The organism is Asaia platycodi JCM 25414, assembly GCF_000614545.1.
Classification (GTDB): Bacteria; Pseudomonadota; Alphaproteobacteria; order Acetobacterales; family Acetobacteraceae; genus Asaia; species Asaia platycodi.
The window spans coordinates 55,730-70,451 of the sequence record NZ_BAKW01000002.1 but is presented as its reverse complement, the minus strand read 5'-3'; the positions used below and the strand labels follow the sequence as shown (position 1 = coordinate 70,451).

14 protein-coding genes and 5 pseudogenes are annotated in these 14,722 nt (G+C 60.7%); 6 read left to right on the top strand and 13 right to left on the bottom strand.

What is annotated here, in order from left to right; translation table 11 throughout:
- Positions 1 to 30 precede the first annotated feature (30 nt).
- The 3 genes and pseudogenes from JCM25414_RS16310 to cobU form a co-directional block, all read right to left on the bottom strand.
- A pseudogene (locus JCM25414_RS16310) lies at positions 31 to 1,463 on the bottom strand (cobyric acid synthase).
- Between the two features lie 14 nt (positions 1,464 to 1,477).
- Positions 1,478 to 2,086, bottom strand: coding sequence for a cob(I)yrinic acid a,c-diamide adenosyltransferase (gene cobO, locus JCM25414_RS02325; RefSeq protein ID WP_025840597.1), 609 nt, complete (start codon positions 2,084 to 2,086; stop codon positions 1,478 to 1,480).
- A complete protein-coding gene (gene cobU, locus JCM25414_RS02320; RefSeq protein WP_025840596.1) occupies positions 2,083 to 2,577 on the bottom strand; it encodes a bifunctional adenosylcobinamide kinase/adenosylcobinamide-phosphate guanylyltransferase in 495 nt (164 codons plus the stop codon). The genes cobO and cobU overlap by 4 nt, the downstream gene beginning before the upstream one ends.
- A 48-nt stretch (positions 2,578 to 2,625) precedes the next feature.
- Between cobU and cobT the strand changes: the two are divergent.
- Both cobT and JCM25414_RS02310 read left to right on the top strand, forming a co-directional pair.
- Positions 2,626 to 3,654, top strand: a pseudogene (cobT, locus tag JCM25414_RS16305) (nicotinate-nucleotide--dimethylbenzimidazole phosphoribosyltransferase).
- Complete coding sequence (locus JCM25414_RS02310; protein WP_025840595.1) at positions 3,647 to 4,420, top strand: adenosylcobinamide-GDP ribazoletransferase; 774 nt, start codon at positions 3,647 to 3,649, stop codon at positions 4,418 to 4,420. The pseudogene cobT and the gene JCM25414_RS02310 overlap by 8 nt, the downstream one beginning before the upstream one ends.
- 151 nt (positions 4,421 to 4,571) lie before the next feature.
- On the opposite strand, the pseudogene JCM25414_RS16300 reads toward JCM25414_RS02310, so the two are convergent.
- The 3 genes and pseudogenes from JCM25414_RS16300 to JCM25414_RS24275 all read right to left on the bottom strand — a co-directional run bounded on the left by JCM25414_RS16300 (position 4,572) and on the right by JCM25414_RS24275 (position 7,171).
- Positions 4,572 to 5,596, bottom strand: a pseudogene (locus JCM25414_RS16300) (WD40 repeat domain-containing protein).
- A 5-nt stretch (positions 5,597 to 5,601) separates the two neighbouring features.
- A pseudogene (locus JCM25414_RS16295) lies at positions 5,602 to 6,563 on the bottom strand (CobW family GTP-binding protein).
- A 14-nt stretch (positions 6,564 to 6,577) separates the two neighbouring features.
- Entirely contained in the window at positions 6,578 to 7,171 is a 594-nt protein-coding gene (locus tag JCM25414_RS24275) for an O-antigen ligase family protein (RefSeq protein ID WP_369345974.1), read from the bottom strand.
- A 194-nt stretch (positions 7,172 to 7,365) separates the two neighbouring features.
- Here JCM25414_RS24275 and JCM25414_RS26345 point away from each other — a divergent pair, with 194 nt between their 5' ends.
- The 3 genes from JCM25414_RS26345 (at position 7,366) to JCM25414_RS02285 (ending at position 9,592) form a co-directional block, all read left to right on the top strand.
- The gene (locus JCM25414_RS26345; RefSeq protein WP_369345973.1) at positions 7,366 to 7,596 is read left to right on the top strand and encodes a hypothetical protein; all 231 of its coding nucleotides are present in this window, start codon (positions 7,366 to 7,368) and stop codon (positions 7,594 to 7,596) included.
- 427 nt (positions 7,597 to 8,023) lie between these two features.
- Positions 8,024 to 9,019 carry an aldo/keto reductase gene (locus tag JCM25414_RS02290; RefSeq protein WP_025840594.1) on the top strand — a complete coding sequence of 332 codons (996 nt, stop codon included), beginning with the start codon at positions 8,024 to 8,026 and terminating at the stop codon, positions 9,017 to 9,019.
- 114 nt (positions 9,020 to 9,133) lie between these two features.
- Positions 9,134 to 9,592, top strand: a complete 459-nt coding sequence (locus JCM25414_RS02285) for a hypothetical protein (RefSeq protein WP_025840593.1) — start codon at positions 9,134 to 9,136, stop codon at positions 9,590 to 9,592.
- 200 nt (positions 9,593 to 9,792) lie between these two features.
- On the opposite strand, the gene JCM25414_RS23260 is transcribed toward JCM25414_RS02285, so the two are convergent.
- The 5 genes from JCM25414_RS23260 to JCM25414_RS02265 form a co-directional block, all read right to left on the bottom strand.
- Complete coding sequence (locus JCM25414_RS23260) at positions 9,793 to 9,930, bottom strand: hypothetical protein (RefSeq protein ID WP_159101694.1); 138 nt, start codon at positions 9,928 to 9,930, stop codon at positions 9,793 to 9,795.
- A 49-nt stretch (positions 9,931 to 9,979) separates the two neighbouring features.
- Positions 9,980 to 10,558, bottom strand: coding sequence for a cytochrome b (locus tag JCM25414_RS02275; protein WP_025840592.1), 579 nt, complete (start codon positions 10,556 to 10,558; stop codon positions 9,980 to 9,982).
- A complete protein-coding gene (locus JCM25414_RS24270; protein ID WP_242403280.1) occupies positions 10,555 to 10,806 on the bottom strand; it encodes a hypothetical protein in 252 nt (83 codons plus the stop codon). The genes JCM25414_RS02275 and JCM25414_RS24270 overlap by 4 nt, the downstream gene beginning before the upstream one ends.
- Complete coding sequence (locus JCM25414_RS16285; RefSeq protein WP_242403278.1) at positions 10,775 to 11,671, bottom strand: catalase; 897 nt, start codon at positions 11,669 to 11,671, stop codon at positions 10,775 to 10,777. The genes JCM25414_RS24270 and JCM25414_RS16285 overlap by 32 nt, the downstream gene beginning before the upstream one ends.
- A gap of 160 nt (positions 11,672 to 11,831) precedes the next feature.
- Positions 11,832 to 12,071 carry a DUF1272 domain-containing protein gene (locus JCM25414_RS02265; RefSeq protein WP_025840591.1) on the bottom strand — a complete coding sequence of 80 codons (240 nt, stop codon included), beginning with the start codon at positions 12,069 to 12,071 and terminating at the stop codon, positions 11,832 to 11,834.
- A 226-nt stretch (positions 12,072 to 12,297) separates the two neighbouring features.
- On the opposite strand from JCM25414_RS02265, the pseudogene sodC reads away from it, so the two are divergent.
- Positions 12,298 to 12,830, top strand: a pseudogene (gene sodC / locus JCM25414_RS16280) (superoxide dismutase[Cu-Zn]).
- A 124-nt stretch (positions 12,831 to 12,954) separates the two neighbouring features.
- Here the strand turns inward: sodC and JCM25414_RS02255 are convergent.
- Positions 12,955 to 13,419 carry a nuclear transport factor 2 family protein gene (locus tag JCM25414_RS02255; RefSeq protein ID WP_025840590.1) on the bottom strand — a complete coding sequence of 155 codons (465 nt, stop codon included), beginning with the start codon at positions 13,417 to 13,419 and terminating at the stop codon, positions 12,955 to 12,957.
- A 22-nt stretch (positions 13,420 to 13,441) separates the two neighbouring features.
- Entirely contained in the window at positions 13,442 to 14,716 is a 1,275-nt protein-coding gene (locus JCM25414_RS02250) for an adenosylmethionine--8-amino-7-oxononanoate transaminase (RefSeq protein WP_025840589.1), read from the bottom strand.
- Between the last annotated feature and the right edge of the window lie 6 nt (positions 14,717 to 14,722).

Below are 14,722 nucleotides of genomic sequence, written 5' to 3'. Positions count from 1 at the left end.
GCTCTGCCGACACCGCACAAACCCCGAACTTCAGCATAACGACAGCATCTGCTCGATCGATAAATGGTCGTCGAGGTGATCTGCCAGGGCGTCGAGCGCAGACAGGATTCGCTGCGTGTTATCGAACGGATCTGATACCTGGCCGAACTGTGCCAATATCGTTGCACGCGATGCGGCACTATCGAACAGGCCATGAAGATAGGTCCCGCAGACCTGCCCCCCTTCCGACTGCACCCCGTCATATCGACCATCGGAAAACCTGACGAACGGACGCGCCGTTCCCGGACCGAAACTTGTGCCTGCATGAATTTCATATCCTGAGACCGGTGCCCCTGACCCAAGCAGACTGCCACCGATCTGCCGCACGGTCTTCATCGGCTGCAGTTCGGTCTCGATATCCAGATAACCCAGTCCTGAGCGCTGGCGTGGAATGCCCTCCACACCTCCTGGATCGGCAATGCTGCGCCCGAGCATCTGATACCCGCCGCAAAGACCCAGAATACGTCCACCACGTCGATAATGCGTCCTGAGATCGACATCCCAGCCCTGGGCATAGAAAAAATCCAGATCGGCTATCGTGGCCTTTGATCCCGGCAGAATCACCAGATCGCAAGGCGGCAGCGCATCGCCGGGCGATATGAATGCCAACGACACCGCAGGCTCGGCACGCAGGGCATCGAGATCGTCGAAATTGGCTATCATGGGCATGAGCGGCACGGCGATACGCAGCGCGCCGCTGCCCTGCCAGCCTGCCGCGAGATCACCCGTATCCTCAGGCGGCAGCTCCCTCATACGCGCGAAAAACGGCACGAGCCCGCAAGATGCCCAACCCGTCTTCTCGGCGATGAACCGCATCCCGTCATCGAACAGGCTCGGATCTCCCCGCATACGATTGACGATGAATCCCTTGATACGCTTGTGATCCGATGAGGGAAGTACGGTTTGCGTGCCGACGAGGCTCGCGATCACTCCGCCCCTGTCGATATCGCCGATCAGGATGACCGGCAGATCTGCCGCTTCGGCAAAACCCATATTGGCGATGTCGTTGCATCTGAGATTGACCTCCGATGCCGACCCCGCTCCCTCGACCAGAACAATATCGGCCTCATCCTGCAATCGGGCGAAACTGTCGAGCACGGCAGGCATCAGCAAAGGCTTGACCTCCTGATAACCACGCGCGTGCCTCTGACCCCATACCCTGCCCTGCACGATGATCTGCGACCCGTGCTCCGATTGCGGTTTGAGCAGGACGGGATTCATATGAACGCTCGGCGCCACGCCGCAGGCCAGAGCCTGCAAGGCCTGGGCACGACCTATCTCGCCCCCGTCAGCCGTGACGGCGGCATTATTGGACATGTTCTGCGGTTTGAACGGGCGGATTTTCAGCCCGCGTCGCGTCAAAGCACGGGCAAGCCCGGCGACCAGCACCGACTTGCGACATTGGACCCAGTTCCCTGAAACATCAGAGCACGTGAGCTCAAAATTCGACCCCTTGCTGTGCCTTCACCCCATCCTTGAAATGATGCTTCACCAGCGTCATTTCGGTCACGAGATCGGCAGCCTCAGTCAACCAGGCAGGCGCATTGCGCCCGGTGATCACCACATGCTGCTGTGGCGGGCGATTGCGCAGCCCCGCCATGACGGTCGCTTCGTCGAGATAGCCATAACGCAGGGCGATATTGAGCTCGTCGAGCACGACGAGCGCCACATCCTCCTGCGCCAGAGCCACCAGAGCCTGCTCCCATGCACGGATGCACGCCACAATATCGCGCGCGCGGTCCTGCGTCTCCCAGGTAAAACCCTCACCCAGCGCATGAAACTGCGCCAGATCGCCAAAGCGCATCAGCGCCCGGCGCTCACCCGTATCCCAAGCTCCCTTTATGAACTGCACCACCACCACCTTGCGCTCGTAGCCGAGCATGCGCAGCGCCAACCCGAAAGCGGCTGTGGACTTACCTTTTCCCGGCCCGGTATGAACGGCGAGCAGCCCTTTTTCGATCGTCTTTTCGGCTACCTCGCGATCCTGCACCGCCTTGCGATGCTGCATTTTCTCGCGATAGCGGGTGGTTTCGTCTTCTGCCGTCATTTCATCTCCAATGCGCAGCCTGCTGCGACAAACAGCACGCGGCGCGCTTCATGGGCCAGTTTCTGATGCAGCAGCCCGGCTTCATCCCTGAAGCGCCGGGCCAGCGCGTTATCGGGGACGATCCCAAGCCCAACCTCATTGCCGACGAGAACCGTCAGGGCCGCGCGGTGCCGCAACGCATCAAGCAGGCTTTCCGTCGCCGCTTCAATATCGCGTTCATCCAAAATTAAATTGGTTAGCCATAAGGTCAGACAATCGATCAGAACCGGCTGAGATCCATGCAAGGCAGAGACCAGATCGAGAGGGGCCTCGATCGTTTCCCACCCTGCCCCACGCTGCGTGCGGTGCAGGGCAATACGCGCGCGCATTTCATCGTCCCAGGCGCGCCCCGTAGCCACATAGCGCCAAGGCCCGGACTGGGCCGTTATCAACGCTTCGGCGTGGCGACTCTTGCCCGAACGCGCACCACCCAGAACCAGAATGGAATTCATCACGCGCTTCCTCTTGCAGAACAATGCTTATCTCAACAGAAAGGCGCTATGTCACCTTTCCACTCGATCGAGGCTCTTCACGCAGCCTGCACTGCCCTGCCTCTCCCCGACAGGCGGGCCGTATCGCAGATACAGGCACGCGAGGCAGTGCTGACCAAGCCCGCAGGCAGCCTCGGGCGACTGGAAGAGCTTGTCGAATGGTTTGGCGCCTGGCGCCCCTTGCAAGTCGATCAGGTCGATCTCTGCATTTTTGCCGGCAATCACGGCGTTCTTGCCCAGAATGTCTCTTCATGGCCCGCCAGTGTGACCGCTGCCATGGTCGATAATTTCATGCAGCAGGGCGCGGCCATCAACCAGCTCGCAAAAATCGCCGGTGCGCATCTGCATGTTATACCGATCGGCGAACTCATACCCAGCGCGGATTTCACGCTTCATCCGGCGCTTTCACCCGAGGCCTTTCTTGCCGCTGTGTCGACAGGGTATGACGCCGTGCCAGAACACTGCGATCTGCTGGCGCTTGGCGAAATGGGCGTTGGTAACACGACCGCGGCTGCCGCCCTCGCGGCCGCACTTTTCGGCCAGGACGGATCATACTGGGCAGGCCGGGGCGCTGGACTTGATGAGGCAGGCCTGACCCGAAAGGCCCGAGTCATCGACAGGGCACTTGCCTTGCACGGGCGCAACCACAGCCCCCTCGATCTCACTCGCATCTACGGTGGATGGGAGCTTGCCGCCTGATGGGTGCCTCACTGGCGGCGCGCCACCGGCGCATTCCGGTGCTTCTGGATGGATTTGTCGTGACCGCCGCCGTTGCGCCGCTTGCCCGGCTCGACCCGACAGCTGGATCATACGCGCCTTGCCCATCAATCGCAGGAGCAAGGCCATCGCCAGCTTGCCGGTTTTCTCGGCCTCGATCCCCTGCTCGACCTTCAGCTTCGACTAGGCGAAGGGTCGGGCGCGGCTTTGGCCATTCCGCTTGTGCGGGCCGCACTCGCCTGTCACAACGGTATGGCGAGTTTCAGCGATGTTGCAATCCACAATAAAAGCGAACGAATAATCATAAAGAGAGATGACTGACATACGCGCAGATCTGGCCGCAGGCTTGAGCCTGCTTACGCGCCTGCCGACGGGCTGGCTCTACTCGGCTCACGGTGACATCAACCTTGCCCGCTCCAGCTGGTGCTGGCCTCTCATCGGCGGTGCGATCGGCGCCCTGACCGGCGCCGTTCTGGTGCTTGGCATCACGCTCGGCATGCCTGCCATCGTCGCCACCGGCTGGGCCATAGTCGCCCAGCTTGTTCTGACGGGCGCCCTGCACGAAGACGGCTTTGCCGATTGCGTGGATGGACTGTTCGGCGGAAACACTCCCCAGAAACGCCTGGAAATCATGCGAGACAGCCGTATCGGCAGCTATGGCGGGCTCGCGCTCAGCCTCGTGATGCTGCTGCGTGCGGGCACGATGAACACGCTCGCCGCCCAGCCACTGCATATCATCTCCATCCTCATGACAGCCGGCGCCTTTTCACGTCTAGCTCTCATGCTGCCCCTCCTGTGGCTGCGCCCAGCCCGCGCAGACGGGCTCGCCCACCAGCTCAGACACCTTCCCGCACGCTGTCTTCTGATCGCCATGCTGTTCACGGCGGTGATCGCCAGCTCGCTTTCCGTGCTAGGCGCCCTGTCGCTGTTTCTGGTCGCTTGCCTCGGCACACTTGGCCTATGCAGCGTCGCCTATCGCCTAATTGGCGGCTATACCGGCGACGTTCTTGGCGCAACCGCCATTATCGCCGAACTGCTGGTGCTGACAGGAGCAAGCCTCAGGGGCTTTGACGGATTGCCGTTTTAAGAAACCCGAACGCCGGGGCCGCAACTGGGCAAAATCTACAGGGCGCCGCCCCGCTTCCTAGATAAAGGGCCGCCTCTTTTATTCCTTTAAATCGGATTTCCAAAGGGCGACTGCCCTTTGATGGGGGATGGGGCAAAGCCCCATGATTACATCACCCGGCAGAAGACAGATCGACAGCCGCGATCACACCGTCATCGGTACCAAACACCATGACCCCGCCGAGCGGCGAGAAAACGAGGCCCGTTACCTTGCCGCGTTTGCCGAGACAGATCGGCAGAACGCGCTCCGAACCGAGTTCTGCGAGCAGCACCGAGCCATCTTCGAAACCGGCTGCGATGATGTCATTCTTCGGATGCGCACAAACAGCGGAACAGAAAACACCAGGCAGACGCGCTATCTCGGTAGGCGGCTTACCCATGGGGCCGCCACCGAAGAACGGCCAGAGCACGATCGCATCCGCGCCCGATGTCGCCAGCCAGCGCCCGTTTCGAGTGAAAGACAGCGAGGTAACACGCTTGGGATAGCCGCTCATGCGCATGTTATGGCTGTCTGACAGACGCCAGCCATGCAGGTCATTCTCCTGCATGGCGGTCACAAGCGCTTCACCGCCAGGATGGATGGCGAGGGCAGTGTGACTGCCCTTCCATTCCAGCGGGCGCACCGTGTCGATCTTGGCCCCCACAAACCACATGGACACGCCATTATAATGCGACGCAGCCACGCGCTTGCCCTTGGCGTCAAAGACAATGCCCGTCACGGTCGAGGGATGATCGAGGGTTTTCAGCGTGATCTGACCGGAAGCGTCGCGAATTTCGAGCTGCTTGCCAACCGAGAACGCGATATTGGCCGTGGTCGTGGCCACGCAATCGACCCAGCGCCGTCCACGATATAGCTCGCTAACGCTGCCATCGGTCTCGATGCGACACAGGCGGTTATCCTCGCCTCCGCAGACGAAACCGGTCTTGCCCGTATCGGGAGCAAGGCAGAGAACGGCGCCATCGTGGACCTCGACCCGCTGCCAGGTCTCGGGATGCTTGAGCCTGCCACGGGAATGAGAAAGATCTCCCCCTCAACCGTACCCAGCGCGAAGGTCTGGCCGTCACGGGCGCAGGCAACGACGGTAACCGGCGACCCGATCGACTTTTCCGCACCACGCGTGGCAAGGAGTTCGGTCATCTCGCTCATGCGCGGCAGCTTTCGAAACCACGGCGCAGCTGCGGACGGTTCAGATCGCGCCCGATAAACACGATGCGGGACTCCTTGCTGTCTCCTTCCTTGCCTTTACCGATGTAATCGCCGTCAGCCATCATATGCACGGCCTGAAACGCAAAGCGTTCTTCCTGACCGGCAAAATGCAGGATGCCCTTCGAACGCAGGATATCGGCTCCGCGCTCCTGAAGCAGCGCACCGATCCAGGCCTGAAAGCGCGGCTCATCGAGCGGCTCCGACACGGAGAAGGACATGCTGGTTACGCCTTCTTCATGTGAATGCTCAGAGTTTTCGAGGAAATCGGGCATGGTTTCCAGGGCGCGCTCAAGGTCGAACCCGCCCTGATCGAGCACATTGCTCAGCGCAACCGCACTATGGCAGGCGCGATGAATCTGTACGCTGACATTGATACCGCGCAGACGGGCCTCGATGGCTTCAAGCCCGGCCTCGTCAACCAGATCGGTCTTGTTGAGAATAATCACATCGGCGAACGCCACCTGGCTGACAGCTCGGGGCTCTCATCGAGGGTCTGCATGACGTTATAGGCGTCAACTACGGTAACAACCGCGTCCAGTCGGGATTTCTCACGCAGATTTTCATCGACGAAGAAAGTCTGGGCAACGGGCGCCGGATCGGCAAGGCCCGTGGTCTCGACGATGATCCCATCGAACTTGCCGCGACGGCGCAGCAGACTGCCCAGGATACGGATCAGATCGCCTCGGACCGTGCAGCAGATACAGCCGTTATTGGTCTCGAAGACCTCTTCGTCCGCATCGACCACCAGATCGCCATCAACGCCAAGCTCACCGAATTCGTTGACGAGCACGGCATATTTGCGCCCATGCTCGGTAGCGAGAATATGGTTGAGCAGCGTGGTTTTTCCGGCACCGAGAAAGCCTGTGAGAACGGTGACGGGAATCTTGGTCTCTGACATCGGCACTCCGGGTGCTAGCGAAGGGTTGCTATGGGCTCAGCATATAGGGTGGCAGACGAGGGAGGAACAGAGGCAGCGCACGCCATGGCCTCCGCCAGCCCCACACCGAGCAACATGAAGGCCCAGCCACCCAGTGGCAGATTGAGGAAGTCGCTGGCAGACGCCAATGGCCATTCCTGCACGAAAAAAGCGGCGAACAACCCGATACGCCAGGCGTGATGCGTGCCCTGCACGGGCCAGAGCGCCCGCAGACACGCAAAAACGAGCCCTCCGAAGAGGAACAGCCCCGGCAGCCCGGCATTGGTCAGAGCCTGCAAGTAGTGATTATGTGCATGCTGCACGCATATGCCTGTGCCGCCGCCGTCCTGCGCCGCGCTGAGCCAGGGCAGACCATGCTGATAGGCCGGATTCGCGCAGGCGTGGCGGAATGCATCATAACCAAGTCCGGTAACAGGGTGGGCCTGTGCCATGACAACCGCTCGGGTGAAAACCAGACCGTAATGCGACTGCCAGAAATGGGAGAGCTGCTGCGCCGCCAGAATGACAAGGTGATGAAAAGCCTGTGGCGCGAAAAGCCTCGCGAGAAGCACCAGTACCGGCAGCTGCATAGGGCAGCCAACGCAGCGGGACGCAGCGGACGATAAAACAGCGCACAGACGGCCATGCCCAATACCGTCAAAGCCATGGGGATACGCTGGCCCGCAAGAACCATCACCGCCACCACACCGATAGCCAAAACGCTCATGGCCAGAAAACCGCGCAACCTTGCGGTACGATCGGCTGTCACCCCACTTTTACCAGCATGGGCGACGAGCCACGCACAGCCGAGCATCATGACGGGCAGAACGAGACGCGAAAAGGGCGCCGCAGCGCGCGGATGGGCATAGGGGCCGGTCAGCGTACCGTCGATATAGCGCGGATAGCCGAAGAGATTGTGACCGAACACCGCCTGAACGACGAATTGCAGCACGAAATAGAGGCAGCACGCGACCAGCACCGAGGCCATGGCCCGGCGCGCCTTGCCCGTCGATAGCGTCCAGACCTGCAAGGCCACCGCCATGAGCGGAAAACGGATGGCCAGCACGGCCTGTGTCAGCGCCTGGGATGAGCCCAGCCCGATATGAGGCAGAGAACACACGATCTGCCATCCCCACCAGAGCAGGGCCAAACGCACCCAGAACTGACGCGCCCAGCCCCAACCCAGCCCCAATGCGGAGCGCGCCAGCAGACCAAGCGCCAGCAGATCCATCGTGATCTCCGAAAAGATCCGGCCGTGGGTCAGAAAAACCGGCAAAAGCAGCGTCATCCCGAGGCCGAGATGATCAAGCACAGGCATAAAACGATCGGTTCTGGTCATGAAAACGGTGATGCCTCGTCGCTGCACAGGCGCAAGTGAGGCAACGATCACCCTGCGCAACCGTATGGAACGCGATGTCACCATTTCTGAATGGAGCAAAATCATGAAGACGGCAGACAGGATTACCATCAAGGGCCTCGACAAACCCGTGACTCGCATCGCCCTCGGCACCTGGGCGATTGGCGGCTGGATGTGGGGCGGCCCCGATGACGACAACGCCATACGCACCATTCACCGCGCTCTGGATAACGGAATCAACTTCATCGACACGGCCCCGGTCTACGGCTTTGGCCATAGTGAAGAAGTCATCGGTCGCGCGCTGGAAGGCGGTAGACGCAAGGACGTCGTGCTGGCGACAAAGCTTGGCCTGGCCTGGACAGACGATCATAAAGTCTATCGAGACAGCCGCCCCGAGCGTGTGCGTAAAGAAGTCGAAGATTCTTTGCGTCGCCTGAAAACCGACGTGATCGATCTGGAGCAGGTCCATTGGCCAGACGGCAAAACTCCCGTCGAAGAAACGGCTCATGAGCTGGAAAAACTGCGACAGGAAGGCAAGATCAGGGCGATCGGTGTCAGCAATTTTTCCGTAAAAGATATGGAAAGCTTCGCTGCAATCACGTCAATCAGCACGATCCAGCCGCCTTATAATCTGTTTGAACGCGTGACCACCGAGCGCGATATCCTGCCCTATGCGAAGGCACATAACGCAATCGTGATGGCCTATGGCCCGCTCTGTCGTGGGCTTCTGGCTGGGAAAATGACCCGTGAGACGCGCTTTGCGGAAGATGATCTGAGGAGCAGCGATCCGAAATTCCAGCCGCCGGTGTTTGACCGCTATCTGGAAGCTGTCGAGGCGTTGAAGGCCATTGCCGCCCGCCATGACAAGTCGATGCTGCCCCTCGCCATTCGCTGGGTACTCGATCAGGGGCCAACTGTTGCGCTCTGGGGCGCACGCAAGCCCGAACAGATCGAAGGGATCGACGACGCCTTTGGCTGGGAGTTAAGCGCTCAGGATAGGAACGAAATCGAGGCCATTCTGCGCGCCCATGTTCCCGACCCGATCGAGCCCGATTTCATGGCGCCGCCGCAACGCGGCTAGGCGCTCCGGGCCTGGTTTTCACTGCCTCGCGATCTGAGGCCAAGTCGGGAACGAAAATTGATGCGGTGAGTTAACGCTGCACAACGCATTCCCTTTTTGAGAGGAACAATTCAGATGCGCTCATTTACCCGCCGGGCACTTGCCGCTTCCACCTTCGCTGCAGCCGCTCTGGCCGTCATGCCCGTAGCGCATGCCGCACCCGACGCCCTTGGCACGCCGGTCGGCCATATTACCCTCACCGCCAAATCGGCTGATGTGGGCATCGGCTATACTTGGGGCCAGGGCACGCTGACCTATGGTCACAAGACCTATCGCTTCAAGATCTCGGGCGGCAATATCGCCGCTGTCGGCTTCTCGAAGATCGAAGCCACGGGCATCGTCTACAACCTCAAGAACCTGCACGATTTCGACGGCGGTTATGGTGCGCTGAATGGCGATGCCACGCTCGATCGCGGAATCGGCGGCGCGATTCTGAGCAACAGCAATGGCGTGAAGATCAAGATCACCACGGCCACGCGCGGTGCTCATCTGGCAGCTGGCGGTCAGGGTCTGTCGTTCCAGATCGAAGACTGATCACCAGGCTTTCGGTTATCGGAAAGAAGCGGCCTTCGGGCCGCTTTTTTTATGCCCGGCGCAGTAGATCGATGCCGCTACAGCTCCGAAACCTCCGATCTTCTTGCTGCATCATGCCGGCATAGGTGCATCGCCCGGCGTTTGTCGGATCGACGATCAGGATAATGCCTTCACTACAGCACCTCGCTCTTGCAGCCTGTTCACAGCTCTGTTTGCGCCGCATCGGGCCGATCGTACGAAGGCGCCTTTACCGGAGCCACACCGACGCAAACACGATCTGCCGCATCGGTATGCGACTGATCAACATCGGTGGCCAGAGCCGAAGGGGGGCCGACCATACCGATCGAACAGAGCGAGCCATAAGGCTCCTCTGCACGATTTAGGCGCTCAATCAGTCACGCGAGGCGAGACGCTCTTCGTCGGGGAGACTGAACCGGCGCCGACCATGCTTTGCAGGACGCTGTCACGGCAGATCAGAAAATGAAACAAAGCGGCCCCGCCATGCGCCATGATCAGCGCGAAAAGGGCAAAAGCCAGAACCGTATGGGCAAGGCGCAGCCAGCCCCATAAAGCTGCGTCGTGAGGCAAAATGGGGGGTAGCAGCACGTCGTTACCGAAAAGCGGGATCGGATACCCGCCTGCAGAAAGCATGGCCCACCCTATGAGAGGCAGCGCCATCATCAGCGCGTAGAGCGCCCAGTGCGAGGCCTTGGCTCCAAACACCATGAGCGGCGGCAAATCGATCGGCAAGGTGGGTGGGCGATGAAAGAAACGATTGATCAGACGCAGGACGACCAGCGCCAACAGGGCGATCCCGAGAGGACGGTGAAACCCGACGAGCGCATGATAGGCAGGCCCGACACTCGCCGCCATGAACACGCCCACAAACAGCATCACCAGAATCAACACTGCCATCAGCCAGTGCAACACACGCGAGGAACGCGCGAAAAACACGATCGGATTCATGAGGCTTTCTCCGGCGAGACACTGTCTGAGCCGGTTTTCGCACCGGGTTCCAGACCGGGCACGACAGCCGGATCGTAAGCGGGGACAGGTCGTTTTTCCCGCGAGCGCTCGCCGAAAGAACGCATATAAGTAGCCGAGCGCGCCTGAAGAACCGGATCGTCGGAGGCCATGATCCCCTCGGGCAAGACCAGCGGATCGAATGTGATGCCCGTGCAATCACCCCCTGTCTCGCTCGCAAGACGGGTCAAGGTAAGTACCCGCGGTGATCTGCTGGTCCTTATCTGACCAGATCCGGCTCGGGTCGCTCACCGCATCGCCTGCTCCCGCTAGTGTCAGCACCAGGGTCCAGCGTAACGGATGGGCCGAGATCGCTTCATTGAGCTGATCGAATGACGCGTTCTCCCCCCTGCCCGGCAAATCGGCAAATTTCTGCTCCTCCGGCACCATTGCAAACCGCATGGCTGTGCTGTGCCCATCGACGCCATGCAGCACGAAGCTGTCGAGGCTGCGATAAGTGTCGTTTTCAAAACCCGACGTGATCGGCCGCTCTGCCAGTGCCTTGCCTGCCGAGGCCAGCCAGGGATGCGCCGTGCGAAAACGCCTGATCGCCAGCGGGTCGGGTTTACCCGTTCCCGCCACTGGGCGAACAGCCTGTTGCAACGCCTGAAACTCCTGCGGTGTGCTGACAGGAAAGACCGGGATATCGTTCAGCCCCATGCGCCATTCCTGCCCACCCGGCCCTTTCAACGCGAGGGCCATACTGCGCACCTTGCCAGGCGCATCGCCCTGATAGGGCATGCCTCCCGCCAGCGCGAAACGCCCAATCACCGGCACACGCTTCGTATCGAAGGCAAAAGCGGAAGAATAAGACGCTGCCTGACCATTGCCTTCAAACCAGCCCGCCACGCAGACGCCCTTGGCGTGATTGCGTCGAAATCCCGGATGCGCGCCATCGACGCCCTGAAGCGCGGCAAGCAACGTGTCCGGCGTCACGCGATGCGGGCTGAGCCAGCCCGCCGCAGCCGCAAACCCCACGGCCAGTGCGACAGGCAGAGACACGACCCCCAGCCAGCGTATCAGCCCCCCAGAACCACCAGACGCGTTTCCAGCCATCTTATTTCAATCCCTGGATTTCATCACCGGGCAGCACGAGCCGCACACATGACAGCTACTGAAACGGGCGGCTACCTGTCTCTGCAAATCGCTGCAGCCATGAGCCTATCGAAAGCCCGACAGGAGCGTCACGAAAATCGGTTTTAAGCGCCTACGCTCCTCACGCGCAGCCGAGCGGCTTGAAAACCCGCCGCGTCGAGGCCGGTGCACGCGCGAGATACCGGGAAGGCCTTACCGGTCGCCTGACGAGATCGCCTCCACAATTAGGGCAGAACCCGTCGAGCCTGATCGTGGCGCAATCCCGACAGAAGGTGCATTCGAACGAGCAGATCATCGCCTGATCCGTGTCGGGGGGCAGATCGCGATCGCAGCATTCGCAGCCAGGCCTGAGTTCAAGCATGTCGTCTTTCCTTCCTGGGCACAGACAGCGCCCGCGAGCCTATCGTTGTTGTCCGTGTTTTCCGTCTACTCGCGAGACAAAACCTTTTGCCGTTCATACGTTCCAGAAAGGAAGCGACCCAGATCGCTCTCGATGTTGCGAAGCGCTCTCAGCTCAGGCAAGCTTCGATCGTTCCGATGTAATTTTATCAGGCTCCGCTCAACGCCGTCTGTAAAAGGCCCGATTCATGCGCGCAGTTTTCAAGAATACCCTTTCGCTCTTTTCTCTCGCTCTGGCTGTCACTGCCTCCTCGCATGCCTATGCCGCCGATACGGCGGGGGGCACGCTGCTTGGCACCGATGGCAAGCCCCATGGCACCGTGACCGTGACCGACGCCCCGAAGGGCGTGCTGCTGCACATCGTTGCCGAAGGCCTTGCCCCCGGCTGGCACGGCATGCATTTTCATGAAAAAGGCAGCTGTACCCCGCCAAAATTCACCAGTGCCGGTGGCCATGTGCACGCCGTCACCCCAGTCCTGCACGGCCTGCTTACGCCCAATGCTACCGATGCAGGCGACCTGCCCAATCTTTACGTCGCCAAGGATGGCACCGCGACGGTCGAACTCTATTCGACCTTGTTTCCCTTCACGGCGCCGATGGCCGCCCCGCGCTCAAAGACGCCGATGGCTCGGCTCTGATCGTCCATACGAGCCCCGACGATTACACCACCCAGCCCATCGGCGGCGCTGGTGCGCGTATCGCCTGCGCTGTACTGAACTGAGCGGGCTTCATGGGGCTTTGCCTCATCCCACACCCAAGGGGCCGTCGCCCTCTGGATACCCTCAATCGGGATGAAAGGGCTCGCCCCTTTCCGGGGGGCGGGGCAGCGCCCCGCAAATCACCCCTCAGAGACCGAGTTCGCTCAGGGACGGATGGTTTTCGGGTCTCGTACCCTGTGGCCAGAAAAACAGGCGATCTTTTTCCGCGATGCGCACGTCGTTGATCGAGGCCATACGACGCGCCATCAGGCCTTCGGTATCGAATACCCAGTTTTCATTGCCATAGGAGCGAACCCACTGACCGGCAGCGTCGTGCCATTCATAAGCGAAGCGCACGGCGATACGCGCAGCGTCATAGGCGAATAACTCCTTGATCAGGCGATAATCATGTTCTCTGGCCCATTTCTCCTGCAGAAACGCGATAATCGCGTCGCGTCCTTGAAGAGAGACGTCGCGATTGCGCCAGACGCTGTCGGGGCTATAGGCCAAAGCAACCTGCTCAGGGTTGCGGCTGTTCCAGCCATTTTCGGCGCAGCGCACTTTCTGGCGTGCCGTGTCATGCGTGAAAGGCGGGACGAGAACGAGGCTCATCGCACAGTTCCTTGCTGGAAGTTCAAGCGCACTTGCGAAACGCGCCCTCGCGAATGACGCTCTGAATGGCGCTTGTGAGCACGGTCAGAGCGTCGGGGACGATCGTAAAGGCTGGCGTCAGATAGATGATATGGCGGAATGGGCGCACCCAGACGCCACAAGCGACGAGCGCGGCCTTGAGACGGTTCATGTCATCGATGGAATCGAGTTCGACCACGCCAATCGCGCCCAAAACGCGCACGTCACGCACGCCCGGCAGGGTGCGACAGGGCTTCAGTTCTTCGCAAAGCTGACGCGAGATGGCAGCCACCTGAACGAGACGGGGCTCACGCTCGAAAATCTCCAGCGAGGCGCATGCCGCCGTACAGGCGAGCGGGTTGGCCATGAAAGTCGGCCCATGCATCAGCGCGGCCATGGGCGAATCCGACAAAAAGGCCTCGAACACATGACGGCGCGCCACGGTGGCCGCCAGCGCCATGGTGCCACCGGTCAGCGCCTTGGAAAGCGTGATAATATCGGGAACAATTCTGGCCTGCTCACAGGCAAACATGGTGCCGGTGCGCCCGAATCCGGTGAAGATCTCATCGAGAATCAGCAGCACATCATGCTTGTCGGCGAGCGCACGCAGACGAACCAGCACATCGGGCGCGTGAAAGATCATGCCGCCCGCCCCCTGAACCAGCGGTTCGAGGATGATGGCCGCAATCTCCTGACCGCGTTGGGCCAGAAGCGCGTCGAGCGCGTCGATACCCGCCTCATCGCGTGGCAGATCGGCGAGCACCTGCTCGGGAAAAGCCCCGGCGAAAAGGCTGTGCATGCCTTCTTCAGGGTCGCAGATCGACATCGTGGCCAGCGTGTCGCCATGATAGCCATCACGGAAAGACAGCAGCTTTTTCCGCCCCTGCACCCCGCGATTGATCCAGTACTGGATCGCCATTTTCATGGCGACTTCGACCGCGACCGAGCCGCTATCGGTAAAGAAGCAATGGTCGAGATCGCCCGGCAAGAGGGCCGCAAGACGACGCGCCAGCTCTTTCACCGGTTCATGCACCAGACCGCCGAGCATCACATGCGGCATACGCTCAAGCTGCGCGCCGACACGAGCGCGTATATGCGGATGGTTATAGCCATGGCAGGCCGTCCACCACGAGGCGATGCCATCGACCAGCTCGCGCCCGTCTTCCAGCACAATCGTCGTGCCTTCGGTGCGCGTGGCGACCAGAGGCGTCGGCGCGGTTTTCATCTGGGTATAGGGCAGCCAGATCTGCGGCAGATCGGGCAGGGTTTCAGTGCTCATTGAAGG

What these genes read in the sequence shown, in the direction of transcription:
- cobO (WP_025840597.1), bottom strand. Translation starts at nt 2,086, where the DNA reads ATGACGGCAGAAGACGAAACCACCCGCTATCGCGAGAAAATGCAGCAT.
- cobU (WP_025840596.1), bottom strand. Translation starts at nt 2,577, where the DNA reads ATGAATTCCATTCTGGTTCTGGGTGGTGCGCGTTCGGGCAAGAGTCGC.
- JCM25414_RS02310 (WP_025840595.1), top strand. Translation starts at nt 3,647, where the DNA reads ATGACTGACATACGCGCAGATCTGGCCGCAGGCTTGAGCCTGCTTACG.
- JCM25414_RS24275 (WP_369345974.1), bottom strand. Translation starts at nt 7,171, where the DNA reads ATGCAGCTGCCGGTACTGGTGCTTCTCGCGAGGCTTTTCGCGCCACAG.
- JCM25414_RS26345 (WP_369345973.1), top strand. Translation starts at nt 7,366, where the DNA reads ATGGGCGACGAGCCACGCACAGCCGAGCATCATGACGGGCAGAACGAG.
- JCM25414_RS02290 (WP_025840594.1), top strand. Translation starts at nt 8,024, where the DNA reads ATGAAGACGGCAGACAGGATTACCATCAAGGGCCTCGACAAACCCGTG.
- JCM25414_RS02285 (WP_025840593.1), top strand. Translation starts at nt 9,134, where the DNA reads ATGCGCTCATTTACCCGCCGGGCACTTGCCGCTTCCACCTTCGCTGCA.
- JCM25414_RS23260 (WP_159101694.1), bottom strand. Translation starts at nt 9,930, where the DNA reads ATGGTCGGCCCCCCTTCGGCTCTGGCCACCGATGTTGATCAGTCGCAT.
- JCM25414_RS02275 (WP_025840592.1), bottom strand. Translation starts at nt 10,558, where the DNA reads ATGAATCCGATCGTGTTTTTCGCGCGTTCCTCGCGTGTGTTGCACTGG.
- JCM25414_RS16285 (WP_242403278.1), bottom strand. Translation starts at nt 11,671, where the DNA reads ATGGCTGGAAACGCGTCTGGTGGTTCTGGGGGGCTGATACGCTGGCTG.
- JCM25414_RS02265 (WP_025840591.1), bottom strand. Translation starts at nt 12,071, where the DNA reads ATGCTTGAACTCAGGCCTGGCTGCGAATGCTGCGATCGCGATCTGCCC.
- JCM25414_RS02255 (WP_025840590.1), bottom strand. Translation starts at nt 13,419, where the DNA reads ATGAGCCTCGTTCTCGTCCCGCCTTTCACGCATGACACGGCACGCCAG.
- JCM25414_RS02250 (WP_025840589.1), bottom strand. Translation starts at nt 14,716, where the DNA reads ATGAGCACTGAAACCCTGCCCGATCTGCCGCAGATCTGGCTGCCCTAT.